The 23,268-nt window shown below is 42.3% G+C and carries 24 protein-coding genes and 2 tRNA genes; all 26 read right to left on the reverse strand.

Annotated features, from left to right (window positions below; translation table 11 throughout):
* Nucleotides 1-27: 27 nt before the first annotated feature.
* Complete coding sequence (locus tag CDO33_RS15200; RefSeq protein WP_103081375.1) at nucleotides 28-267, reverse strand: hypothetical protein; 240 nt, start codon at nucleotides 265-267, stop codon at nucleotides 28-30.
* A 271-nt stretch (nucleotides 268-538) separates the two neighbouring features.
* Nucleotides 539-1,072: a GNAT family N-acetyltransferase gene (locus CDO33_RS15205; RefSeq protein WP_103081376.1), complete on the reverse strand. Its 534-nt coding sequence runs from the start codon at nucleotides 1,070-1,072 to the stop codon at nucleotides 539-541.
* A gap of 240 nt (nucleotides 1,073-1,312) precedes the next feature.
* Nucleotides 1,313-2,059 (reverse strand): hypothetical protein, encoded by a 747-nt coding sequence (locus CDO33_RS15210; protein ID WP_151898660.1) that lies wholly within the window; start codon nucleotides 2,057-2,059, stop codon nucleotides 1,313-1,315.
* A gap of 259 nt (nucleotides 2,060-2,318) precedes the next feature.
* Entirely contained in the window at nucleotides 2,319-2,741 is a 423-nt protein-coding gene (locus CDO33_RS15215) for a pyridoxamine 5'-phosphate oxidase family protein (protein ID WP_242973888.1), read from the reverse strand.
* A gap of 310 nt (nucleotides 2,742-3,051) precedes the next feature.
* Entirely contained in the window at nucleotides 3,052-3,897 is an 846-nt protein-coding gene (locus CDO33_RS15220; RefSeq protein ID WP_103081378.1) for an AraC family transcriptional regulator, read from the reverse strand.
* A 425-nt stretch (nucleotides 3,898-4,322) separates the two neighbouring features.
* Nucleotides 4,323-5,228 (reverse strand): DUF2156 domain-containing protein, encoded by a 906-nt coding sequence (locus CDO33_RS15225; RefSeq protein ID WP_242974820.1) that lies wholly within the window; start codon nucleotides 5,226-5,228, stop codon nucleotides 4,323-4,325.
* Nucleotides 5,229-5,433: 205 nt separating this feature from the next.
* Nucleotides 5,434-6,519 (reverse strand): 6-phosphofructokinase, encoded by a 1,086-nt coding sequence (locus CDO33_RS15230; protein ID WP_103081379.1) that lies wholly within the window; start codon nucleotides 6,517-6,519, stop codon nucleotides 5,434-5,436.
* 354 nt (nucleotides 6,520-6,873) lie between these two features.
* Nucleotides 6,874-7,989, reverse strand: coding sequence for a M20/M25/M40 family metallo-hydrolase (locus CDO33_RS15235; protein WP_103081380.1), 1,116 nt, complete (start codon nucleotides 7,987-7,989; stop codon nucleotides 6,874-6,876).
* A 98-nt stretch (nucleotides 7,990-8,087) separates the two neighbouring features.
* Nucleotides 8,088-8,582, reverse strand: coding sequence for a tRNA (cytidine(34)-2'-O)-methyltransferase (locus tag CDO33_RS15240; RefSeq protein WP_103081381.1), 495 nt, complete (start codon nucleotides 8,580-8,582; stop codon nucleotides 8,088-8,090).
* A gap of 694 nt (nucleotides 8,583-9,276) precedes the next feature.
* The gene (locus CDO33_RS15245) at nucleotides 9,277-9,741 is read right to left on the reverse strand and encodes a chemotaxis protein CheX (RefSeq protein WP_103081382.1); all 465 of its coding nucleotides are present in this window, start codon (nucleotides 9,739-9,741) and stop codon (nucleotides 9,277-9,279) included.
* A gap of 193 nt (nucleotides 9,742-9,934) precedes the next feature.
* Entirely contained in the window at nucleotides 9,935-10,291 is a 357-nt protein-coding gene (spoVAE, locus tag CDO33_RS15250) for a stage V sporulation protein AE (protein WP_242973414.1), read from the reverse strand.
* Nucleotides 10,292-10,479: 188 nt separating this feature from the next.
* Complete coding sequence (spoVAD, locus tag CDO33_RS15255) at nucleotides 10,480-11,499, reverse strand: stage V sporulation protein AD (protein ID WP_103081384.1); 1,020 nt, start codon at nucleotides 11,497-11,499, stop codon at nucleotides 10,480-10,482.
* Nucleotides 11,500-11,545: 46 nt separating this feature from the next.
* The gene (spoVAC, locus tag CDO33_RS15260) at nucleotides 11,546-11,992 is read right to left on the reverse strand and encodes a stage V sporulation protein AC (RefSeq protein WP_103081385.1); all 447 of its coding nucleotides are present in this window, start codon (nucleotides 11,990-11,992) and stop codon (nucleotides 11,546-11,548) included.
* A gap of 199 nt (nucleotides 11,993-12,191) precedes the next feature.
* Nucleotides 12,192-12,344 (reverse strand): hypothetical protein, encoded by a 153-nt coding sequence (locus CDO33_RS20950; protein WP_161496496.1) that lies wholly within the window; start codon nucleotides 12,342-12,344, stop codon nucleotides 12,192-12,194.
* Between the two features lie 363 nt (nucleotides 12,345-12,707).
* Complete coding sequence (gene sigF / locus CDO33_RS15270) at nucleotides 12,708-13,478, reverse strand: RNA polymerase sporulation sigma factor SigF (RefSeq protein WP_422678834.1); 771 nt, start codon at nucleotides 13,476-13,478, stop codon at nucleotides 12,708-12,710.
* 3 nt (nucleotides 13,479-13,481) lie between these two features.
* Nucleotides 13,482-13,925, reverse strand: coding sequence for an anti-sigma F factor (spoIIAB, locus tag CDO33_RS15275; RefSeq protein WP_103081387.1), 444 nt, complete (start codon nucleotides 13,923-13,925; stop codon nucleotides 13,482-13,484).
* A 14-nt stretch (nucleotides 13,926-13,939) separates the two neighbouring features.
* Entirely contained in the window at nucleotides 13,940-14,275 is a 336-nt protein-coding gene (spoIIAA, locus tag CDO33_RS15280; protein ID WP_103081388.1) for an anti-sigma F factor antagonist, read from the reverse strand.
* A 284-nt stretch (nucleotides 14,276-14,559) separates the two neighbouring features.
* Nucleotides 14,560-15,525: a DNA-binding protein WhiA gene (gene whiA, locus CDO33_RS15285; RefSeq protein WP_103081389.1), complete on the reverse strand. Its 966-nt coding sequence runs from the start codon at nucleotides 15,523-15,525 to the stop codon at nucleotides 14,560-14,562.
* Nucleotides 15,526-15,574: 49 nt separating this feature from the next.
* On the reverse strand, nucleotides 15,575-16,906 hold the full coding sequence (locus CDO33_RS15290; protein WP_103081390.1) for a gluconeogenesis factor YvcK family protein: 1,332 nt from the start codon (nucleotides 16,904-16,906) through the stop codon (nucleotides 15,575-15,577).
* A complete protein-coding gene (gene rapZ / locus CDO33_RS15295) occupies nucleotides 16,903-17,778 on the reverse strand; it encodes an RNase adapter RapZ (protein WP_103081391.1) in 876 nt (291 codons plus the stop codon). The genes CDO33_RS15290 and rapZ overlap by 4 nt, the downstream gene beginning before the upstream one ends.
* A 5-nt stretch (nucleotides 17,779-17,783) precedes the next feature.
* Entirely contained in the window at nucleotides 17,784-18,698 is a 915-nt protein-coding gene (gene murB, locus CDO33_RS15300; protein ID WP_103081392.1) for a UDP-N-acetylmuramate dehydrogenase, read from the reverse strand.
* 212 nt (nucleotides 18,699-18,910) lie between these two features.
* Nucleotides 18,911-19,642: a phosphatase gene (locus CDO33_RS15305; RefSeq protein WP_103081407.1), complete on the reverse strand. Its 732-nt coding sequence runs from the start codon at nucleotides 19,640-19,642 to the stop codon at nucleotides 18,911-18,913.
* Between the two features lie 44 nt (nucleotides 19,643-19,686).
* Nucleotides 19,687-20,622: an HPr(Ser) kinase/phosphatase gene (hprK, locus tag CDO33_RS15310; RefSeq protein WP_103081393.1), complete on the reverse strand. Its 936-nt coding sequence runs from the start codon at nucleotides 20,620-20,622 to the stop codon at nucleotides 19,687-19,689.
* A 129-nt stretch (nucleotides 20,623-20,751) separates the two neighbouring features.
* Nucleotides 20,752-20,825 (reverse strand) — tRNA-Gly (locus CDO33_RS15315).
* A gap of 175 nt (nucleotides 20,826-21,000) precedes the next feature.
* A tRNA-Gly gene (locus tag CDO33_RS15320) sits at nucleotides 21,001-21,075 on the reverse strand.
* 390 nt (nucleotides 21,076-21,465) lie between these two features.
* A complete protein-coding gene (locus CDO33_RS15325) occupies nucleotides 21,466-23,208 on the reverse strand; it encodes a glutamine--tRNA ligase/YqeY domain fusion protein (protein ID WP_103081394.1) in 1,743 nt (580 codons plus the stop codon).
* Nucleotides 23,209-23,268 lie beyond the last annotated feature (60 nt).

Raw genomic sequence — 23,268 nt, forward strand, 5'->3', positions numbered from 1 at the left:
CCTCATTCGCAAACTAAAACATGACGGTTATTTTTTCTTATTTCTGATAAGAAAGAGCACTAACATTATTGCATCTGCTGTTCCCAAAATAAAAGCAGAGGCAAAAAATAATAATGATTTCATTTCATATTGCAGATTATGAAGCCCGCCTACTCCATCCGTTGGGTTTTCGATAATATTAAAGTTGAAATACAGCCCTAACGCCAGACATAAAGCAAAAAGAGCAAGCAACAACAGCATTACACATTTAAATGTCTTGTTTTTCATTGTCAATCTCCTGGCAAATTTCTTAATTTATACGTATACTGCAGCACTATTTATCAATCCTCTTTATCACATTATCAATTAAAGGCTATAACTTCAAATTTCAATTTGCTGCAGATTTCGTTGCCAATTTTTTTGATAAGTTTGCAGACTCTTAACGAAGTACTATTATCCTTTGCATGCATTATATTTGATGCCGATATACATGCTATCTTTTTGCCCACTTCAAATGCTTATAATCCCTTCCATGCTATACCTCATGTCTGCCTCCTCATTATGATCCTTTGGCCGAGCTGTAATCTTCCTTTAATATGGCATACATTTTAACATCCCAAGAAGTGTCTCCAAATTTAAAATACTGCCTCAATGTCCCCTCATATATCATCCCAGACTTCTTAAGCACCCGTTCAGAAGCCGGATTGCTCGTCAGCGCCTGAACACGATTCAGGGACAGGGCATCAAAGCAATATGCAATTATTGCTTTGACAGCTTCGGTTGCATAACCCATATTTCTATAACTTTTATTTATCCAATAGCTTATTTCGGCTCTGGCGAAAAACTCCAAGACATCAAGAGTAATTGAACCAATCAGTTTATTTGAACTTTTTTCAGCTACGGCCAATGTGCGAACCTTACCGGACTGGTATTCCTGCAATAAAAGCTGAATATAACCCTGAACTTTATCAATAGCAGTGAAACCGTTGCTATACATTTGGTGAACCAGTGGACATTCCATGGCTTCCAACAAATCCGCATCATCGGTTTTTTCAAACTGGCGGATTATTAGATTTTTCGTTTCCAAAACCATTTTTACACCTCAAATAATATGAGCAATTTTTAGCTCATCTTATAAAATATATGTAATTTATCTGTTTTAGTACATCTCTCCCTGATATCCATACAACATCTGCTTTCTCTAAGCCTTCGTGATTATAATATTTCTTTAGTCTTTGAATAAAATCACCTGTAAAACCCCTTAGAAAGCCACTTGTCAAAAAAATACTTTCATTTTTCTCCTACTTTAAATCACAGCTTATACGAATTTGCGTTACTCTGCCAATGACATATTAAAGCTAAAAGCATCACAAATACTGTCATATCCCCATTTTTTAACTGCAAAGCGATATAATGCACGAGCATGAATTCTATCATGCCAGATAAATCGTCTTAATACTTTCGCTGTAGTCCAATATTCATTATCAATAAATACAATCGGATTGCTCATGGCATTTTTATCTGATTCGATTAGCTTTAGACATTGAATACGGTTTGCAATCAAATCGTTTCTATCCCCTGAAAAATCGATATTAATTCTACTCAGATAATAGGCTTTGACTTTATCAACATGTGATAGCATTTCTTTGGCATTAGCTGGCACTTTCCCATAAAAAGTTGTCCTGATTTTAGAAATATCATTGCACTCTTTATCAGGTATTGAATCATAGAGTTTTTGAAAATCCTCCGCTGATTTTAAAGCCAGCATTTTTAATTGCTGAAAATAAGCTATATCCAAATCCTTATCCCTTATAGTTAATATTTCTGTATCACCATCATCAAGCTGCGCATTAGTTGTCTCTTTTTGAACAATCTCAATTTCATATTCTTTATTATGAGTTTTTCCTATCCAACTTTTATACATCCTTACTTCATCTGTAACTTTTGTGATTGCATCCTTCAATTTTTCAGCCCGTGTAAATGCTCCCGGCATATCTATAAGATGAATCATCGTCCCTTTATGGTTTTCCTCTACAGCTAACCGAATTAATTCTGCCATTATGAAATTCATTCCTTTCATAATCTTGCTTTATCATACTCAAATAAACTTCAGCACTTATGCCATTTTTGTTAAATTGCCATAAAGATTCCACGCACATGCGGGCTTCCCACTGCCATGGACACCTTCGAAATCTACAAACCTTGTTTTGACAGCAATAACCCCTTTCTCATTTTGCCTGACATCCTTGCTGCCACTTAGAGCATGAACACATAGTTCTCTAACTGGGGCTGCGAATCAAGCCGCACCCCAAAAGGCAAAGCCGGACATTACTATAAAACTAAACAACAGTAAACTGTTCTGACTTAAAATTGCTGTAATATCTGCCTTCTTGGGCGGTAAATCTTAATACACAGTAATCCGGATCATGCACGCCTTCCGAATAATACATGGTGTCCCCTTCCCGCCAGATCATTTCTTTGCTTTCGTTATCTTCAAGAACCTCCATTGTTCCCTTCAACATCACACCTCTGAAGAAGCGCCTGTCGCAAAAATATATGCAGGCCTTTGGGTTTTTTCTGTATTGACTGACACGCATAGATGATGTATTGGTTGAAAAATAAAAGTATTTGATCCCTTCTCTCTTTCTGGGAGGAAGCATCGCTTTTGTGTTTGGAAAACCATCGTCATCAATGGAGCTAATAAAGGCCACTCCTTGCTTATCAATCAAGTTCCCAATTGTTTTTTCCACATCCCTGATCATAAAGCACCTCCGATAAAATACTTGTCCTTTATCTCAAAACGCTGTTGTCAGAATGGGAATCCTCCATTAATCTCTGTCCGCAGATATTCCGGACATGCTTCAACCATTTCAAAAAGCATTTGAAAAGATGACTCCGACTTACGGTTGATGATTTTCAAAATGGTATTCCGACATGAATTTTCCCACACTTTCCAAGCTAATATTTTTGCTTTCTTGTACGAAGCCAACACTTAATCTTCAACCAGATTACAACGACAATCTATAAATTCAGCCCGTCAGATGAATGAAATGATAGGAATAACCTTGCCATTTACTTCTTTACAATTGGTACCCATAGCTCATTGTCCGGATCATGCCCAGGTGGATAATGGCATTCTATGCAAGGCAGGTTTGCGAGTTCATAGCCTGAGGTCGGAAGCCATTCTGAGTATAATCTCTTCCATGCATCTATAACATTTGGAAAAACTGCCCATAAGCCAGATGGTATTATTAAAACCTCCATACCTTCAGGAACGACCCCATCATATCTTACTCCCATGAAGTAATCGAACTCTTCATCCATTATAGCAGCTTCTTTCCCGCAAATGCCCAAAAGGCTTTCTAACTTGCATTTTGGATTTTCCCAGGACATGTCAATAAGCTTTTGCATAAATCCATCTTTTTTAGAGCCATTCCAAAGGGCAGGTATCTCTTCAAAAGCTTTTTTAGTATTTACGGTTTTTCTTTTCCCAACAATCCTTAATTCGAAATCAAGCTCTTCCAATCTGTACTCCATTTCCATATCTCCCTTGATTATTATTTGAAAGGACATTCGGGGAAAGACTTTTAATTGAACTCCTTTTTCACGTGCTTCTGATGGCTTGACTCCATGCATATTTTGAAATGCACGTGCAAAAGAATCCGGGGAATCATAACCATATTTGAGAGCTATGTCTATGACTTTTTCATTGCTATTTTGCAAATCAAAAGCCGCAAGGGATAGTCTCCTTCGCCTTATGTACTCGGACAAAGTAACTCCTGTCACCGCAGCAAATAATCTTGAAAAGTGATAGGTTGAACAACAGGCAGCCTTCGCGGCCTCAGAATAGTTTATATCCCCTGTCAGATTCTCCTCAATATAGTCAATTGCCCGGTTAGTTCTTTCAACCCAATCCATCCGCTGCCCCTCCTAATAATACTTTATATGGATATGGAGAAAACCTCTCGATATTTCTTGCACTAAATTGCAGGATGTGTGAAGTACCACGCCTGTGTAGACATAAAATAATGAATGCTTATACTTAAATTATTCTTGTATAACGGTCTTATTTTTAGATTTTAGCATATTATACCATATATTTCATTCTAAATATATAATGGCATTCATTATGTTCATATTTTGGCAAATTTAATACAAAATTGCCAATAAAAAAGCAGGATGCCTCCCCTTAAATCTTATGAAGAGGAAACACCCCGCCAGACGGCACTTGCACAATGCCCTGATATTCACTCAATAGCATTGATGTACCGGACAGCCGGCATATAACAGAATCCATCAGCTGATAGGCTGATTCAGTATAATCAAATAGCTTCTCTTCCAATTCACAATATGTTATACTTCCTTATCATCATCACAGGATTGTATGAAAGCTTTGCCTTTCTTATACCCTCTATGCCAAGGTCCTGTTCTCTGTTTATATACATCGTATCCTTCCATTCATGCTCGCAGAACTGCTGGTTTATAAAGGTATAAAGTCCATGAATGGCACTGTTGGCCTTTTCGGTATGGATAACGGCAGTGTCGCTGTTCAACATCTCCCCTACGGTGAACGCTTCAAAACGCCCATCAACCTTTATAATAGCACCTTTGCAGCCAAGGACCTCATAATTTTGCAAAAGCTCCATATTTGCATGCCGCTCGCAGTATTCGCCCCTCTGACAGCCACAATCCCTGCTTTTACACCATTCCAGCATTATCCTGGAACATTCGTCCACATGCTCAGGCCCTAAAATCACATATTCATACTCATATTGCTTTTTGAATCTCTTGATATGATTTCGTTTACCATCATACTTTTTACCGGAAAGATTTATCAGGTTTTCCGTCAGATAAACGTAATCACTGTTATCCCTGTCCTCAATAAAATCACCTTTAACAGCGGCTGACTTTTTGAAATAGGGCAGTTCCTTTTCAGTCACCCTGCTAAATCGAAGAGCCCATCCCTTTTTATTAAAATATTCCTTAATAGCAGCCAGAGCTTCTGTAAAGTTATCGTCATTACAACTCCCTATAGGGGCAAAAGCAAAGGGGCCTTTTTTATCATCTGCCGAAACAACACAAAGCAGGTCACCGGCCAATGCATACCTGAACTTATAGTAATCTCTCCACATAAAAAAATTGGTAAATGTCAATTCCGATGCCTGCGGATTGCTCTCTTTTATATACTTGTCAAACAACTGCTTATCACTTATGTTAATTTCTGAAAAATCCATCATCAGTATCCCCAATCCGATATATCTCCATGACTAATAGCCATGATTTTAAATATACCACATAAATAAATAATTAAAACCCATCTTACGGAAAGGAATGTAAAGCCCGCAAAAAAGGCTTCAAGTTTGAAGCCTGAAACCATATACATATTAAATTTTATAATAAGCAAGATTATTAATTCAAGCAGGTTTTATAAGGATAAACTGCCGTATAGGCAGATTAATCCCCAAAACTTACCCCAACGCTTTTTGCAATCCTTACCAGCTCTCCATCCGGTGGAACTGTCTTTAAAGTTCCCACTGCCTCATCCAGGGAAACGGATACTATTTCGTTTCCCTTCAGGCTGACCATTTTTCCGTACTCTTCCCTGTGGGCCAATTCTACAGCTGCTACTCCGTATCGTGTGGAAAGTATCCTGTCATAAGGTATAGGCCTTCCACCTCTCTGGAGGTGTCCTAAAACCGTCACCCTGGTTTCTATCCCGGTAAGCCTTTCAATATCATACGCCAGTTTGTTGCCAATTCCTCCAAATCTTACCGAATCGTGGCTTTCTTCCTCCGATTTTTTAATAACAGGTTCTCCATCTATAGGCCTGGAGCCTTCCGCCACTACTATTATGCTGAAGCTTTTACCTTCATTTTTCCTTTGCAGGACGCTCCGGGCTATTTTATGTATATCATAGGGTATTTCCGGAATGACGATCACATCGGCTCCTCCGGCTATTCCTGCCTCCAGGGCTATCCACCCGGCATTTCTTCCCATAACTTCCAGTATCATAACCCTATGGTGCGACTCTGCAGTCGAATGAAGTTTGTCTATGGCTTCGGTAGCGGTCTCCACCGCTGTCATAAAGCCGAAGGTTTTATCCGTGGCATTAAGGTCGTTATCGATGGTTTTAGGAACTCCCACGATATTGACACCCTTTCTGGCAAGATCCCTTGCAGCGGCCAGAGTTCCATCTCCTCCGATTACAACAAGGCAGTCGATGTCATGCATATGCAAGTTTTCAACGACCCTGTCGGACATGTCCTTGTACTCCGTTACCCCATCTTTTTTCATCATGAAATGAAAAGGATTATCCCTGTTTGAGGTACCAAGTATGGTTCCTCCTTTATCGAGAATTCCGGAAACATCGCCGGGTTTAAACCTGATAAAGTTGTTGATTACAAGGCCCTTATATCCATCCTTGAAGCCTATTACCTCATAGTCATATTTTGTCATAGCTGTCTTTACAACAGCCCTCAAAGCTGCATTCAAGCCCGGACAATCCCCGCCTCCGGTCAACACTCCAATACGTTTCTTCATAAAACTGTCCCCCATAACTCGCATTTTTCATAAATTACTCATTGTGCTAGCATTTTCGATAGCGGAGTTCCGAGTTAAAGAGCTAGTAGGCTTGTTACGGGGCAAATCAATTCACTTCGTTCAGGTGATTTGCCTTATCCTCCACTTCGCTAACATGGATGTCGCATTTTGAAAAATAGAAAACAAGGAAATGCGACTTACCATTTTAGCCAGCGTTGGACTATGTACAAGCTTGAAACTTTAGATTATGCTGTCTATACCTCTTTTAACTCTCCACAACGCTATCTCAAATTAGCTAGCACAACAGGTTAAATTAATTTGCACTATCAAATTTCTGTATTTCCCTGCCTGCCGTCACCTGTCGATTGATGTTATTATTTCAACCAAAAATCTGGTGGCACTGGCCATATCCTTTATGGATATCTGCTCTTCAACACTATGCACCTTGTCCATTCCTACGCTTATGTTTACGGCCTTGATGCCCTTTTGGTTGACTATGTTCGTATCACTGCCTCCTCCGGTAGCCTCAAGGTTGAGACGGATACCGGCTTTTTGGGCTGCAGTTTCCAGAACCTTTATTATTTCATCTTCCTCATCGATATTAAATGCCGGATACGCATTCTCAGAAACAAACTCCACTTGCCCGCCGAATTTTGCCGCCGCTTTTTCAAAGCATTCCTTCATATGTCGGGTCTGAGCCTCCAGCTTGGCTTGATCGCGGCTCCGTGCCTCTGCTTTTATTTCCACCCTGTCGCAAATGATGTTCGTAGCCTGTCCGCCGCTGATAATTCCGATGTTTGCTGTGGTCTCTTCGTCTATCCTCCCCAGCTTCATGCCGGATATGGCTTCGGCAGCAATCTGTATGGCGCTGATGCCTTTTTCCGGGGATACCCCGGCATGGGATGCCTTTCCTTTCACAACCACATCTATTTTGTTCTGCGATGGAGCTTTTATGGCTGCAGTTCCTATGGGACCGCCCTCATCCAGCACAATGCCGTATTTGGCATAGATCTTGTTATAATCAAGATGCTTTGCTCCCCACAGTCCTCCTTCTTCAGCCACTGTAAAAGCAATCTGAATGTCACCATGCTCCAAATTGTTTTCTTTAATTACCCTTATAGCTTCCAGAATGCACGCTATTCCTGCCACATCGTCTCCTCCCAGGACAGTTGTCCCATCGGTCTTTATTACGTCGCCGGAAACTACAGGTTTTTTACCCTTTCCAGGTACAACTGTATCCATGTGAGCCATCAAAAGCACTGCCGGAGCTTTTTTATTTCCTTTTACGGTACAAAGGAGGTTTCCGGCATTTCCTCCGATTTTAGAGCCTGCATCATCTTCATAAACAGAAAGACCCATAGCTTCAAGCTTCTGCCTTAGCGTATCCGCCATCTGTCTCTCCTGAAATGTCAGGCTGTCAATTCGGACTAACTCCATAAATTCCTGGGCAAGCCTTTCTTCCTTTACCATATGCCAATCCCTCCATCATTAAGTTTATATTATCTGTTAAGGTCTTCAAACACCTGAGAATTCCAATTATGCCGCTGAGCTTTGCAGTATCCGTTTTATTACCACTCATACTTTGTCAGATGGCCTTTTCCCTGCAAATTTTCAAAGCCATGCTGCCTCATCACTTCATATGCCACCACTGCAACCGAGTTGGAAAGGTTCAGTGAACGTATGCCTTCCCTCATGGGAATTCTTATGCAATACTCCCTGTTCTCCTTAAGGAGCTCTTCCGGAAGTCCGGCCGTCTCCTTCCCAAATACCAGAAAGCAATTCTGAGGGTATTTAATATCCGCATAAGTATTCGGAGCTTTCGTAGTTGCGTAATAGAACACGCCTTCAGGATGCTTTTCTTTTACTTCGGCAAAGCTGTCATAATAATGTATATTCACTTCGTTCCAATAATCCAATCCTGCCCGTTTCAAATATCTGTCCTCTACTGAAAAGCCCAATGGTCTTACCAGGTGAAGCCCTGCGCCAATGGCAGCGCATGTTCTGGCAATGTTCCCGGTGTTTTGAGGTATTTCCGGCTCCACCAGCACGATTTCCAATGCCAATTCTGCTTCTCTCCTTTTTGCTGTGATTTATCTTATCAAAATATATACCCTTCCTAAAATTTCCGCAAGTTCAAATCCGTTTAGCTTCAAAAGTTCAATGTCATCGTGTATGCTTTTCCCCGTTCCTCACGGCATGTATAAGGCAGAAGCTGTTTCTTCCAAATTTCATGGCCATACCCATCCTAACCCCTTATGGAGTATATATATATTACAGCCTATGATTGAAATTTGCTTTTTAGCATTGTTGGGCTTGAAAATGAAGCAATCAATATATTCACTCCGCCTTACATCCGTATCATTATCCTGTTTGCACCAATTTATTCTATACCTCTTAAGGTGATTTCCATCTTCGTGCCTTGGGCATTGTGTCCGGTCATAACTAAAAAGTCATAGCAATGGAATCATTCTCAACGACTTTTTATGAAATGAACCGGTATACCGCAGGAAGTGATCCTTTAGACAGTGATAAGATAAAATTCCCGCAAACAGGAAACAACCTCCCATTAACATCGTCGCTAAGAGGTTGTTTTAGAAATCTAATTTTATAACGCGCATAAATCCGTAAACAGCAATGACATCGGATTTATACGCACAGCAATAACAGGATATTTACTTTATTCAGAACTCCCTTACTACCTTTTTACATTATGATTAATCATACAGACATTTTTGTGGTTTTAAGCCAATATTGCGCTTAGTTTTCTACAGTGATATCTATCTCTACCGTACTTCCTTCTCCCAGCACAAGAGGAACACAGATTGTCTGTATTTTGTTGGAGGATACCTGCATATTTTCTCCCATAAGGAAGGAGGGTGGTGTTATCTCGATGCCTATTCCCTTATTATACAGTATAGTAGCGGCATTTCCCAATATCATGTTAGTAAGCTCTGATATGGCGCTTTTAGCCATTTCATCCAGCTGCTCTACAGGCATGCCTCCCATCATGTACGAAGCTATCTTGGTTGCAGTATTCACTGCCATGGAGAACATAACCTGGCCTCTCATCTTTCCGGTCAGACCTACTATTACCATGATATTTCCGCTGTAATAAGGAGAATTCTTCAAATAAATTTTCCCCAGGGTTGCTTCTATCCCGGTCATCTGCTTCAATATTGACTTGCTGGCTTCTATAAAGGGATTTATGTACTCTACGTTCAATAGTTTTTCCGCCTTTCTGCAAACTTTGTAAATTTAGTTAGATGATACGCTACTTAGTATGCTTCTAAAATATTAACCATGAAAATCGATACAGTAATTATTCTACACAAATCGTCAAAATCCTTTTTTACACACAAATTTTCTGATATAAAAATGATTGTTCCTATTAAGCTTTTCAAATCAATTTATTTCATCATCTTTTAGCTTTGGGAGTAAAAACTATAGAAATCAAATATCCAAAGAACACAGCAGCAGTAATCCCGGCCGCGGCAGACTTTACTCCACCAGTAAAGGCACCAAGAAGACCATACTGATCCACATCCCTGAAGGTCCCCTTCACCAGATTGTATCCGAAGCCCGTCAAAGGCACAGTCGCTCCCGCGCCGCCCACTTCCACTATTTTCTGGTATACTCCCAGGGCTGTAAGTATGACACCGGAAGTAACGAATAAAACCAATATCTTGGCAGAAGTCAGCTTGGTTTTGTCTATAAGTATCTGTCCTGCCGCGCATATCACACCGCCTACAATAAATGCGTTTATATATGACAAATCCATCCCTCCCTACAAAAACTTTAGGCCAAGCTAAGACGGCTCATTGCCGCTTTTATCCGGATTTCAACTGCCTTCTCCTCCAGCAGCAGGCATCTTTTTTTCAGCATAATTTTTCTACGCAACCGCTCATGCTTTCAAAGCGCAACCAATACTGAAAATGACATTCGAAATTTCATGTCAACAGTTCAGCTTAAAGTTCTGCTCACCGCTACCGCATGGGCTATGCCGGGAATAGACTCTCCCTGCTGGCTGCTGGCCGGACTGAGCAGCGCACCGGTTGCAACAAATAAAACCTTGTTGAGATTCCCTTTTTTCATTTCCTGGTATATATAACCGCTGAATACCGATGCGGAACACCCGCAACCGCTTCCACCCGCGTGCACGTCCTGCTTCCTCCGGTCAAATATCATGATTCCGCAGTCATTATATACACCGCCCATATAATATCCTTCACGCTTCAGAAGGTCTTCACATATGCTTTTGCCTACTGCTCCCAAATCTCCTGTAACAATGAGATCATACCTCTCAGGGGCATATCCCGTATCCTGAAAATGGGCATAAATCGTATCAGCAGCCGCCGGCGCCATGGCCGCCCCCATGTTATTTGCATCTTTTATGCCCATATCAACTATCTTGCCGGTAGTCACATGGGTTATATACGGCCCTGACCCCTCACTGGAAAGCAATGCTCCTCCGGAAGCAGTGACAGTCCACTGGGAGGTAGGGGTACGCTGCGTGCCCAGCTCCAGAGGAAATCTGAATTGCCTTTCCGCCGAGCAAAAATGGCTTGAGGTAATAGCCACAACATTGTCAGCAAACCCTCCGTCAATCAACATGGCACCGAGGCTCAAAGACTCAGCCATGGTAGAGCATGCTCCAAACACGCCGAAGAAAGGAATCTCCGATTCCCTCAAGCCGAAGGTGGATGCTATGCATTGATTAAGCAAATCCCCTGCTATTATATAATTAATCTCCGATGGAGCCTTTCCTGCTTTATTCAAAATCCTCCCGAAAGTTTCCCTCACCAGTTTGCTTTCTGCTCTTTCCCAGCTCTTTTCCCCCCACATTTCATCATCGATAATAGCGTCGAAGTAAAGCCTTAAGGGGCCTTCTCCCTCTTTTGGCCCTGCAATAACTGCCGTCGAAACTATACTGGGAGGATTCTGCAGCTTTATTGTCTGCTTTCCTAGCCTCTTTCCAGCCATAAAATCATCCTTCACATCAAACAGATTTCTTATTCGTCCGGCATACTCAAAATCTCAGAAGGTAGTAAAAGATGCCTGAGATTACTGCCGCCGAGATGCCATATACCAGTACAGGTCCGGCAATGGCAAACATCCTGGACCCAACTCCCATTATATAACCTTCACTTTTAAACTCCATGGCAGGTGAAACTATGGAGTTGGCGAAACCCGTAATGGGCACGATAGAACCGGCTCCCGCATATTTGCCCAGCTCATCGTAAACATTAAGTCCTGTGAGCAATGCTCCCAGAAAAATGAGAATAAGGGATGTCAGGTTGGAAGCAACTTCCTTATTAAGGCCCCTTGCTGTAAGCAGGTTATTGATGAACTGACCTACAGTGCATATTAGCCCGCCTACCAGAAAGGCCCTCAATGTGTTTCTCAATGTTTTGGATTTGGGAGATACTTTTTCAACATACTGCTGGTATTCCTGTTTAGTAAAAGCTTTTTGCATCCTGCCCCTCCTGCTTAACCCGATATGCTCCAATAAAATCCATTCCTTGTCCTGCACGCTGGCGTCCGTGGCATACCCTTTTGAGATTAAATGGACTTGCCATCAATACCTTTCATTTCCGAACGCCATTGATGCCTGTCATCATTAGCTGATACCGATGCCTTTAACCGGTACTTGTTTGCGAACATGTCCGGTCAATCTAGCCACACAAGCAATCCTTCAGCACAAAAACGCCTCTCATCGGGATACTTCTATCATTCCTGCTTAGTATTACAACCCATATGATCGCTGCCAGCACCAATATTGCGAGTATCAAAAAAAGCATCCTGTATTTTTGAAGAACCGCAATCATATAAAATCCTTCCTTTCCTGTCCCGACATAAAACTATCCGATGCTTTTAGTATTCGACCAATAGAATCGCAATATACTCCCAAAATAATCTCTCAGCCGATCTGCGTCGCAAAAACGCCGCCACCGCCGCAGTTAATATTTTCTTTGCAGCAGAGATTAACAATATTTACTGATATCAGACAGCATTTATTTTCACAGCGAAATATATGGATTTCCAGCCGATCCTGGCATGATAAAAGCACCGTCAAGACCATGCGTATTCTTTGATTGAGCGGAATTCTAAACATGCAAAACAGCCTGCATTTTCAAACCCGAAATGCAGGCTGCTCACCAATAAGATTTTCATTTTCGTTTAGGTGCCACCTAATTCGAATTTATTTTTTTTCTTATATCCGCAAGGATTTTTTTCTCAATCCGCGAAACCTGAACCTGGGATATCCCCAGCATTTTTGCTATCTGGAATTGGGTCTTTTCCTTGAAATATCTCAGTATTATTATTTGCTTTTCTCGGGGAGAAAGCTTCTCCAGTATTTGTCTTACGGCAATTTTATCAATCAAGTCTACTTCACTTCTGTTATCGGCGTCCAACCGGTCAATAAGCAGTATAGGGGAACTGTCCCCTTCTCCGACGGTGCTGTACAAAGATTCCGGGGTACACCCTGCCTCAATTGCCATCACTATATCTTCAGGAGTAATGGACAAGCGCTCTGCTACCTCATTGATAGTAGGCTCCCTTCCGAGCTCCTTGCTCATGATCTCTTTTGTAATCCTCACTTTGTTGGATGTCTCCTTAAGAGACCTGCTCACCTTTATGATTCCGTCGTCTCTTATAAACCTCTTTATCTCACCGATTATCATAGGAACTGCATAAGTGGAAAATTTCACATCAAAGCTGCTGTCAAATTTATTGATAGCTTTGATAAGGCCAATACAACCTATCTGAAACAGGTCGTCCGTCTCATAGCCCCTGTTCTGAAACCTTCTTACTATGCTCCATACCAATCCTATGTTGGCTTCTACCAGCTTGGACCGGGCATTCTTATCACCAAGCTTTGCCTTATTTATCAGCTCAAGTACGCTGCCTTCCGTATTTTCACCCATCTTCCCCGCGAACCTTTCATCACAAATATACATCCATTAATTTTGCTTTCCCTTTAAAGACTTGAAGCTCTTGCACATTTTGACCAAAGTGCCAACACCCGGTTCCGATTTGACTTCAACGCTGTCCATAAAGGTTTCCATTACGGTGAATCCCATGCCCGATCTTTCCAGCTCAGGCTTGGAAGTATAAAGAGGCTGCCTTGCCAATTCGATATTATCAATTCCCTTTCCTTTATCTTCAACGATTATTTCCACCGAATCCTCATATAATCTGCACTCCATCTTCACATAACCTATTGTATCTTCATATCCATGTATTATCGCATTAGTCACAGCTTCCGAAACAGCGGTCTTTACATCCGCAAGCTCTTCCATGGTAGGGTCCAGCTGTGACACAAATGCTGCCGCCACAACCCTTGCAAAAGACTCATTATTCGATTTGCTAAGGAACTCTATCTTCATCTCATTTATCGGTTGCATTTAAATTTCCCCCTCTACATACTGCTTACCGCATCATCCACGGTATTAAATAAAGGTATAATTTTCGGTATCCCTGCCATCTCCAGTATCTTCTTTATCTGGGCGTTGGGATTTACTATGGCAGCCTTTCCCTTTAGCTTTGATATGTTTTTGTATCTGCCTACTATCACTCCGATGCCGGAGCTGTCCATAAACCCAACCTTCGAAAAATCAAACACTATGTTTTTCGTCGTTGATTTTATCATCTGCGCATCTATCTTATCCCTTATATATTCAGCAGAATGGTGGTCAAGCTCTCCAATTATCCCGATTACCAATGTCGAACCTCTATTAGTAAATTTGACTTGCAAGAAAAATCCTCCTCCTCCGTGCAGTAACCGTTGGTACAATATACTTTTTGACTGAAAATTACAAACCGGTCCACGTTATATAATTCTTCATATGAGTTGATTTACCTTCCGTGAAATATGTAATTTTTTGCCAATTATTAAAAAGATTTCGCTATGAAATGACAAAAAGCCGTAATATACGGCCTTTTAATGAAAAATATGAAAGAAGAGAGCAACTCGTACCGAAAGAATCACACCCTGCTGTCCAATTCTCCCCGGACAGCTTATAATTCACACCAACCTTTTTAGCTTTCGGTGAGCCTTTCTCTTAAATTGTCGGCAATTTCGTCCAGTTTTCTCAACCTGTGATTGACGCCGGATTTGCCTAAAGGAGGATTCAGCATTTCTCCCAGTTCCTTGAGGCTTGCATCGGTATAATCCAAGCGTAGCTCAGCAATCTCCCGAAGTCCTGGCGGAAGCTTTTCCAAGCCCCCATGATCCCTGATGAACTTGATGTTTTCCACCTGGCGGAAGGAAGCATTTACTGTTTTTTCAAGGTTTGCAGTTTCACAATTGACGATACGGTTGACATTGTTGCGCATTTCTTTTATGATCCGCACATTTTCCAGGTCCATCAACGCGGAATGAGCCCCGATGATATTCAGAAAATCCACTATGTTTTCCCCTTCCTTCAGGTAAATAACATAGGATTCCTTTCTCTTTATCACCTTTGCATTCAATCCGAAGCTGTTAATAAGCTTGCTGGTTTCCACAGCTAGAGCTTTGGAGTGGCTTGTAATCTCCAGATGGTATGTCTTTTCCGGATCGGTTACCGAACCTCCGGCCAGAAAAGCTCCCCTTAAAAAAGATCTTCTGCAGCATTGGCTTTTGAATGCTCTCTTCCAGTCCAAAGAGCTGTTGATCTTCTCGGCTCCTTTCTCGTCTACAGTCAGCATGCCTATTTTTTTTAGTATATGCTCAGCTCCCATGGAGGAAGTAATTATCAAAATGTAAGATGTATGCCTTTTTAGCCGGTTGCTTTTTCTGGCTATCACTTCGGGATATATATTAAAATACTTTTTGATATAGGTAAAAATCCTCCGGGCAAAGGCAGCATTTTCCGTCACTATCTTAATATTGGCTTCACCTTCACCCAAAAGCCTGACCGTGCCGCTTACCCTTACTACAGCCGCCAGCTCTGCCAGCAGGCAGCAATCCTTTTCCAGTTCTATTCTGCAAAGTTCGTTTTTCACATTTGACGAGAACGACAACGCCTGCACCTCCAACCAAACAACCGCCCCACCGATGCCTTGCCGCGGTCTATATTACCCTGCTTTTCAGCCTGTCTTTCACATAGTAATAGTCTATTATACGCTTTTTATCCTTTGCCAGAACTTTTTCTGCCACCATGTCGATAATTACGCTTGCCAGTTTGTTGGCATCATGTCTTACAAGATTGTTCCTTATGCTTACAAAATCCCCTTGAATTATACTGACTCCGGCCTTCTTGATTTTGGCATAATCCACCTTCACCAGCTCTGCCCCATCGTCCAGATAGTTCTTTTTCAAATCGTCAGGTATATCCGCTGTATTTACAATGCAGTAATCCACTATTCCGGCAAAGGAATGGTCTTCAATAGCCTTTATATGGTCGTATACGGTATATCCTTCCGTTTCTCCGGGCTGGGTCATGACATTGCATACATATATCTTTACCGCCTTGGATTTCTTTATCACATCGCACACACCGTCAACCAACAGATTGGGTATAATGCTGGTATAAAGACTTCCCGGGCCAAGAATCACCAAATCGGCTTCCATTATGGCATCGAGGGCATCCTGCAGCGCCTTCGCATTCTCAGGCTCCAAATACACCCTTTTTATCCTTCCGGGATGGGTGGTATTGTGCTTGCCAATTTTAGACTCACCCCGGATTATATATCCATCTTCCAGTTCGGCACATAGATTTACGTCATCCAAGGTCACAGGGAGCACATTTCCTGTAACTGCAAGGACATCGCTCATTTTGCGCACAGCTTCTTCAAAACTGTCGGAAATGTTATTCATAGCTGCAAGAAAGAGATTGCCAAAGCTCTGGCCTTTTAGTATTCCATCTTCAAAGCGATACTGAAGCAGCTTTTCCATTATGGGCTCCGTATCCGCCAGGGCGAGCACGCAATTTCGTATATCCCCCGGGGGAAGCATTCCAAGATCCTGCCTTAAAATACCGGAGCCTCCGCCGTCATCTGCAACGGTAACAATTGCGGTTATATTGGAGCTGTATGCCTTAAGTCCCCTGAGCATGGTTGAAAGTCCGGTGCCGCCGCCGATGGCAACAATTTTAGGTCCCTTGATGAGTATCCGCTTCTCATACAAAAGGTCACTGAGCCGGTCGGCATCTAAAGATACCCTGAAACCACCGCCATAGGAAATTATTTTGATAAAAGCCTTTGTAGCATATTTGATGGAAAAGAATATATCAATACATCCGGATATTATAAGTATGACGGAAAGCACTATTTTCTCTATACTGGGATATATCTCTGTTATCAGAAACGATAATCCGACGCTGATGCATGCAATACCTGCCACGCCCAGCGCAATCCATCTTTTCAGCTTTATACCCGGCCTGAACCACTCAATCAACCTCATTTAACAGCACCCCTGCCGTCCTTTTCAATATCTCTGTGGTCTATTACAACGCTGTGCTGTCTCTCCAACAGCATATTATAAACCTTGTCCCCGATGGCCACCGACCTGTGTCTTCCTCCGGTGCATCCAATGCCGATAACCAACTGGGATTTTCCTTCTTTGATATAATTTGGTATCAAGAATTCCAGCATATCTATCAACTTGGCCAAAAATGTTTCTGTTTCACTGCATTCCAATACGTAACGTTTTACGGCTTCATTTTTTCCTGTGAGCTTTTTCATGGATGGTATATAATATGGGTTGGGTATAAATCTGACATCAAATACGAGATCGCAGTCAATGGGTATTCCATATTTAAAACCAAAGGTTATAATGCTGATGATTATACCTTTAAAGCTCTTTCCCTGGGAAAAAATACTGAATATTTCGTCCTTCAGCTGCCTCGTAGTAAGATTGGAAGTATCTATTACATGGTCAGCCCTGTCTTTAATTTCCTGCAGTATTCTCCGCTCTTCTCTTATGCCTTTGATGACTCTGCCCTCAGGGGCAAGGGGGTGACTTCTTCTGGTCTCCTTGTACCGCTTTATCAACACTTCGTCCGAAGCTTCAAGGAACAGCAGCTCGTAGGCAAAACCCGCCTCATTCAACGCCTGAAGCCCAGGAAACAAGTCCTTTAAAAGTGCGCCACCCCGGACATCTATAACCAGGGCTACTTTGTCAATGCTCTCACTGCTTTTGCTGCATATTTCTGCAAATTTGGGGAGCAATGCCGGTGGCAGGTTGTCGACGCAAAAATATCCCAGATCCTCCAGATACTTTACCACCTGGCTTTTACCGGCTCCCGATACTCCAGATATTATTACAAATCTCATTTAAATCACTCTTCTCCAATTATTTTGACTTCTGTTTGCAGATCCACTCCAAACCTGTCTTTCACCGTGTATTGTATATGTTTTATGAGATTGATGATGTCCTCGGCTTTTGCATTATCTATATTTACAATAAATCCGCAGTGCTTTGTGGAAACCTCCGCTCCTCCGATTCTGTATCCCCTTAATCCGCAATCCTGTACTAGCTTTCCGGTGTAATAACCTTCCGGACGCTTAAAGACACTTCCTGCACTGGGCAATTCCAATGGCTGTGTTTCCTTGCGCCTTCTTTTAAATTCATCCATGAGAGCTTTTATCTCGTCGACAGAACCCTTTTTAAGCCTGAGCTCAGTCTTTAGAACTACTCCGCCTCTCGTCTGGATAAAGCTGGTCCTCTTGCCAAATTGATGCTCACTTCCGCACACCGTTCGGATGTCTCCGTTCATATCCATGTATTCTGTTCTTTCTGCCACATCTCTGATCTCACCGTTATACGCTCCCGCATTCATAGCTATTGCACCGCCCAGCGTGCCGGGTATTCCCTCGGCAAACTCAAGACCGGTCAGACCATGTTCCATTGCAATCCTGGAGAGCTTTGAGATCAATATTCCTGCTTCGGCTTCGATGACATCACCTTTGACCGTGTAACGGCTAAAATTGTCCAGCAGTTTTATTACTACTCCTCTTATCCCTTTATCCCTAACTACAAGGTTCGTACCATTCCCCATTATGAAGAACGGAACCCCCTCGTTCTTCAGCAACTTGACTATTCGGCAAACATCTGCCGTATTCTTTGGGGTAACTAATATATCCGCAGGCCCTCCTACCTTAAAGGAGGTATGATTTTTCATCGGTTCGTCAACAAATACATTTTCAGTTCCGGCAATTTCCCCCAATGCTCCAGCAATATAATTTTTGTCCAATATATCCAGCTCCCTCGGAAATAATCATTGATTAAGATTGTAATATCCGCAGCATGCAGATACTTTCACAAGCAAAATGCAAAATCTCCTGTTTTCATTATATTATATTATAAATTATAATAGGCATAGTAATAAAATAATAATCTGCATGATACCAGCAAAAGGAGTTTGAATAAAGCCCCCTTCATCAGGTCATTTATGGCTGATATTGATCATCTAACACCGATGCCCAGCCTTTTCTTTCTCTCCATCAAAAACTCCTCCATCTTTTCGGTTGAGGTATTGAGGACAAGCTCTTCCGGCATATCGACATCCTCAAGAATCTTACAAACTTTTTCAAAGACTCCCACATCAAAGCTTATATGAGCATCGCTTCCGCAAACCACTCTCACACCATTTTCCTTGCACCGGTAGGCAAATTCTCTGCAGTTTTCCTCGCATCCCTTTCTCACTCTAAAGGAAGCATTGTTTATCTCTATTAATTTGCCGTTTTCCTTTGCAGCTTCAACCACCTTTTGAATATCAACCTGAAAAGCAGGGTTCCCAGGATGGGCTACCACATCGACATAGGGATTTTTCAGAGCATTTATCAGCGCATTGGTGTGCTGCTCAACCGTAGCGGGAGTTATGCAAACATCATGAAGGCTCGCTATGACAAATTCAAGCCTTGCCAGATATTCATCCGGCATATCCAGCTTCCCGGAATAATCAATTATGTTGGCTTCCACTCCTCTGATAATTCGAACTCCATATAATTCCTTGGGAATTACCTTGAGGTTTGCAAAATGATATAACTGCGGTGCTCCCAGCATCGCCGGTCCGTGATCGGTGACTGCAAACATCTTTATTCCGTTATTCGAAGCTTCCTTCGCCATTTCCTGCACTGTACTGTAAGCATGTCCGCTGGATATTGTATGCGTATGTGTATCAACAACTAATTTCACCGGCTGCAATCCTCCTATATAATGCAAAGTCATGTTCATGTTTACTACAGATTTTCAGATCCCTTGCTTATCTCCTTCATAAATCTTTCGTTAAGCACCTTCGCTGCATTGTAACCCATATTCTTCTGCCTGTTGTTCATGGCAGCCACTTCCATAATTATCGCCAGATTTCTTCCCGGTCTTACGGGAATAGTCAAAGAAGGCACCTTTATACCGAGTATGTCCGTATATTCATCCACCAAACCCAGCCTGTCATAGTTTTTATTAACATCCCACAGCTCCAGGTGAACTACAAGGTCGATGTTTTCTGTCATTTTTACGGACCCTACGCCGTATAGGTTCTTTACATCCAGTATGCCTATGCCCCTTATCTCTATAAAATGCCTGATTATATCCGGGGCTGTGCCAACCAATGTCTTGTCCGACACTCTTCTCACTTCCACCGCATCATCAGCTACAAGACGGTGGCCTCTTTTAACCAGTTCAAGAGCCGTTTCGCTCTTGCCGACTCCGCTTTCACCCAGCATCAAAATTCCTTCGCCGTAAACTTCCACCAGCACTCCATGCATCGTTGTCCTCGGGGCCAGCTGCACATTCAGATACCTTATCAGCCCTGACAAAAATTTGGATGTCACATCATTGGATCTCAAAACCGGAATATCATAACGCTTTGATACTTCCAGCATCTCAGGAAAAATATCCAGTCCCCTGGCTACTACCATGCACGGAAAACCGCATTTGAAAAAATTATCGAGTCTGCTTAAGCGCTCTTCCGGCGTAAGACTTGCCAGATATTCCGTCTCACCCTTGCCAATAATCTGAATCCTGTCGTTTCCGAAATATTCCAGATAGCCAAACAATTGCAAACCCGGCCGGTTTATATCGGAAGTCGTAATCTGTATATCATCAACCCTGTGGCAGTCACTTACATCCTCCAACTGAAACTCATCCATTATCTCCCTAAGACTAACAGAAAACACCCAAAGCACCCCCTGACACAAATATTGTAAATATTATAACCTAAAAAAATATATAAATCCATTAGTTAAATCTACAAATATGCTTCTTCCGTGCATGCAAAAAACCATCTAACCGAAGTTAGATGGTTTTGGAGCGGGTGAAGGGAATCGAACCCTCACAATCAGCTTGGAAGGCTGATGTTCTACCATTGAACTACACCCGCATACTGGAAAATATATACTGTATTCCAGAAAGCTTAAATTAAATTTTATACTTCATTGATAAATTTCAAATTGCCTGTGCTAAATACCGGCAGCTTCATTTCCAAAACCTACACTGTAAATAAATTCACCTGACATTTAATAGCTGCCTTAAGCACATAGCATTTATAAAAATATTGGAGCGGGTTACGAGATTTGAACTCGCGACTTTCACCTTGGCAAGGTGACACTCTACCACTGAGTTAAACCCGCATCTTCAACACGCAAGAGTTATTATACATGCTATCCTGAGCTTTGTCAAGAAATAAGTTTAGGGAATTTTAAGGAAATCCATACAGTTTAATTGAAAAAGTTATTTCCACCCCATCCGATTTATATATTGGCACTGTCTTCTTAACAAGGGACATATCAGATAGCCAAAGGGAATTTTACTCTTCATTTCACCGGAAATTCATAAAGCCTCTCATACAGATTCAACTGTAAAGGAAAAACCATATTGCAATCCCGGAATGATGGAATTCAGACAGCCGAAAAGGTGTATGATTTTTATTTAACTTAAGGCTCAAAAATCAAAGTGATTCCGGCTTAAGTTTACACTCCGGAATCACTTTATCACACCAAATTCATTGAATATTCACTTTGTTACTCCTTCGATGCCACCTTCGCCCAGGTGTCTTTCAAAGCAGCAATGCGGTTGAATACCAGCTTTCCGTCAGTGGAATCAGGGTCCACACAGAAGTAACCCATCCTTAAGAACTGGAACCGGTCCCCAGGTTTCGCACCTGCCAGATTGGGTTCAACCTTGCAGGAATGCAGCACTTCCAGGGAGTTGGGGTTGAGATTGGATATGAAGTCCATGCCTTCCTTTTCCTCTCCCGGGTTTGGATTGGCAAACAGGTTGTCATACAGGCGGACTTCCACATCAATTGCATGCTCTGCAGAAACCCAGTGCAATGTGCCTTTAACCTTGCGTCCGTCCGGAGAATTTCCGCCTCTGGACAGGGGATCATAAGTACAATGCAGCTCCACTATTTCACCGGTGCTTTCATCTTTTACAACCCTTTCACACTTTATGAAGTAAGCATTTTTAAGCCTTACCTCCTGTCCCGGAGCAAGCCTGAAAAATTTCTTGGGCGGATTTTCCATAAAGTCATCCTTTTCAATGTATATGACCTTGGAAAAGGGGACTTTCCTCGTACCCATGCCAGGGTTTTCCGGATTTATTTCCACATCAAACTCTTCTACCTGGCCGTCCGGATAATTGTCAATAACTACTTTCAAAGGACGGAGTACTGCCATTACACGGGGCGCTCTTGCGTTCAGGTCCTCCCGGATGCAATGCTCCAGCAGGGCAAAATCCACCGTGCTGTTGCTTTTTGCCACACCGATGCGCTCGCAGAAATCCCTTATGGCTTCAGGGGTATACCCTCTCCTTCTAAGTCCTGATATGGTGGGCATTCTTGGGTCGTCCCAGCCTGACACATAACCTTCTTTCACCAGCCTCAGCAGCTTTCTCTTGCTCATCACCGTATAAGTGAGGTTAAGCCTTGCAAATTCAATCTGCCTCGGGCGGTTTTTCAGGTTCAGTGCTTCAAGGAACCAGTCGTATAAAGGTCTGTGGTCTTCAAACTCCAGGGTGCATATGGAGTGGGTGATGCCCTCCAGATAATCCGACAAGGGATGGGCAAAATCGTACATGGGGTATATGCACCATTTGTTTCCGGTTCTGTGGTGGTGAGCCCTAAGTATGCGATACATTACAGGGTCTCTCATATTGAGGTTGGGCGAAGCCATATCTATTTTTGCCCTTAAAACCCTCGATCCATCCTCAAACTCTCCTGCTTTCATGCGGTAGAAAAGATCAAGGTTTTCTTCCACACTCCTGTTCCTGTAAGGGCTTTCCCGGCCTGGTTCGGTCAGCGTTCCGCGGTATTCCCTTATCTCATCGGCCGTCAAATCGCAAACATATGCCTTGCCCATCTTTATAAGCTCAACGGCAAAATCAAACAGCTGGTCGAAATAATCGGAAGCATAGTACATTCTGTCTTCCCAGTCAAATCCAAGCCACTTGATATCTTCCTGGATGGATTCCACATACTCGGTGTCTTCCTTGCTCGGGTTGGTATCATCGAACCTGAGATTGCAAAGCCCGCCATTTCTCGCTGCCAGTCCGAAATCAATGCATATGGCCTTGGCATGCCCTATATGCAGGTAACCGTTCGGCTCCGGTGGAAATCTCGTATGCACCTTGTTATACCTGCCGGATTTTAAATCTTCATCTATTATATCCTGAATAAAATTGGAATAACCTGGAACTTCTTTGTTCTCAACAGTTGATTCGGGATTTTTTCTTTCAGGATTGTTGCATTCTGCAGTATTACTCATTGTCCTTTACTCCTCCTTGTACATATACATCGGCATATTCCTACATATACATCGGTATAT

It is taken from the genome of Clostridium thermosuccinogenes, assembly GCF_002896855.1.
Taxonomy (GTDB): domain Bacteria; phylum Bacillota; class Clostridia; order Acetivibrionales; family DSM-5807; genus Pseudoclostridium; species Pseudoclostridium thermosuccinogenes.

What these genes read in the sequence shown, in the direction of transcription:
- CDO33_RS15200 (WP_103081375.1), bottom strand. Translation starts at nt 267, where the DNA reads ATGAAAAACAAGACATTTAAATGTGTAATGCTGTTGTTGCTTGCTCTT.
- CDO33_RS15205 (WP_103081376.1), bottom strand. Translation starts at nt 1,072, where the DNA reads ATGGTTTTGGAAACGAAAAATCTAATAATCCGCCAGTTTGAAAAAACC.
- CDO33_RS15210 (WP_151898660.1), bottom strand. Translation starts at nt 2,059, where the DNA reads ATGAAAGGAATGAATTTCATAATGGCAGAATTAATTCGGTTAGCTGTA.
- CDO33_RS15215 (WP_242973888.1), bottom strand. Translation starts at nt 2,741, where the DNA reads ATGATCAGGGATGTGGAAAAAACAATTGGGAACTTGATTGATAAGCAA.
- CDO33_RS15220 (WP_103081378.1), bottom strand. Translation starts at nt 3,897, where the DNA reads ATGGATTGGGTTGAAAGAACTAACCGGGCAATTGACTATATTGAGGAG.
- CDO33_RS15230 (WP_103081379.1), bottom strand. Translation starts at nt 6,519, where the DNA reads ATGAAGAAACGTATTGGAGTGTTGACCGGAGGCGGGGATTGTCCGGGC.
- CDO33_RS15235 (WP_103081380.1), bottom strand. Translation starts at nt 7,989, where the DNA reads ATGGTAAAGGAAGAAAGGCTTGCCCAGGAATTTATGGAGTTAGTCCGA.
- spoVAD (WP_103081384.1), bottom strand. Translation starts at nt 11,499, where the DNA reads ATGGCTGGAAAGAGGCTAGGAAAGCAGACAATAAAGCTGCAGAATCCT.
- spoVAC (WP_103081385.1), bottom strand. Translation starts at nt 11,992, where the DNA reads ATGCAAAAAGCTTTTACTAAACAGGAATACCAGCAGTATGTTGAAAAA.
- CDO33_RS20950 (WP_161496496.1), bottom strand. Translation starts at nt 12,344, where the DNA reads ATGATTGCGGTTCTTCAAAAATACAGGATGCTTTTTTTGATACTCGCA.
- sigF (WP_422678834.1), bottom strand. Translation starts at nt 13,478, where the DNA reads ATGTATATTTGTGATGAAAGGTTCGCGGGGAAGATGGGTGAAAATACG.
- spoIIAB (WP_103081387.1), bottom strand. Translation starts at nt 13,925, where the DNA reads ATGCAACCGATAAATGAGATGAAGATAGAGTTCCTTAGCAAATCGAAT.
- CDO33_RS15290 (WP_103081390.1), bottom strand. Translation starts at nt 16,906, where the DNA reads ATGAGGTTGATTGAGTGGTTCAGGCCGGGTATAAAGCTGAAAAGATGG.
- rapZ (WP_103081391.1), bottom strand. Translation starts at nt 17,778, where the DNA reads ATGAGATTTGTAATAATATCTGGAGTATCGGGAGCCGGTAAAAGCCAG.
- CDO33_RS15325 (WP_103081394.1), bottom strand. Translation starts at nt 23,208, where the DNA reads ATGAGTAATACTGCAGAATGCAACAATCCTGAAAGAAAAAATCCCGAA.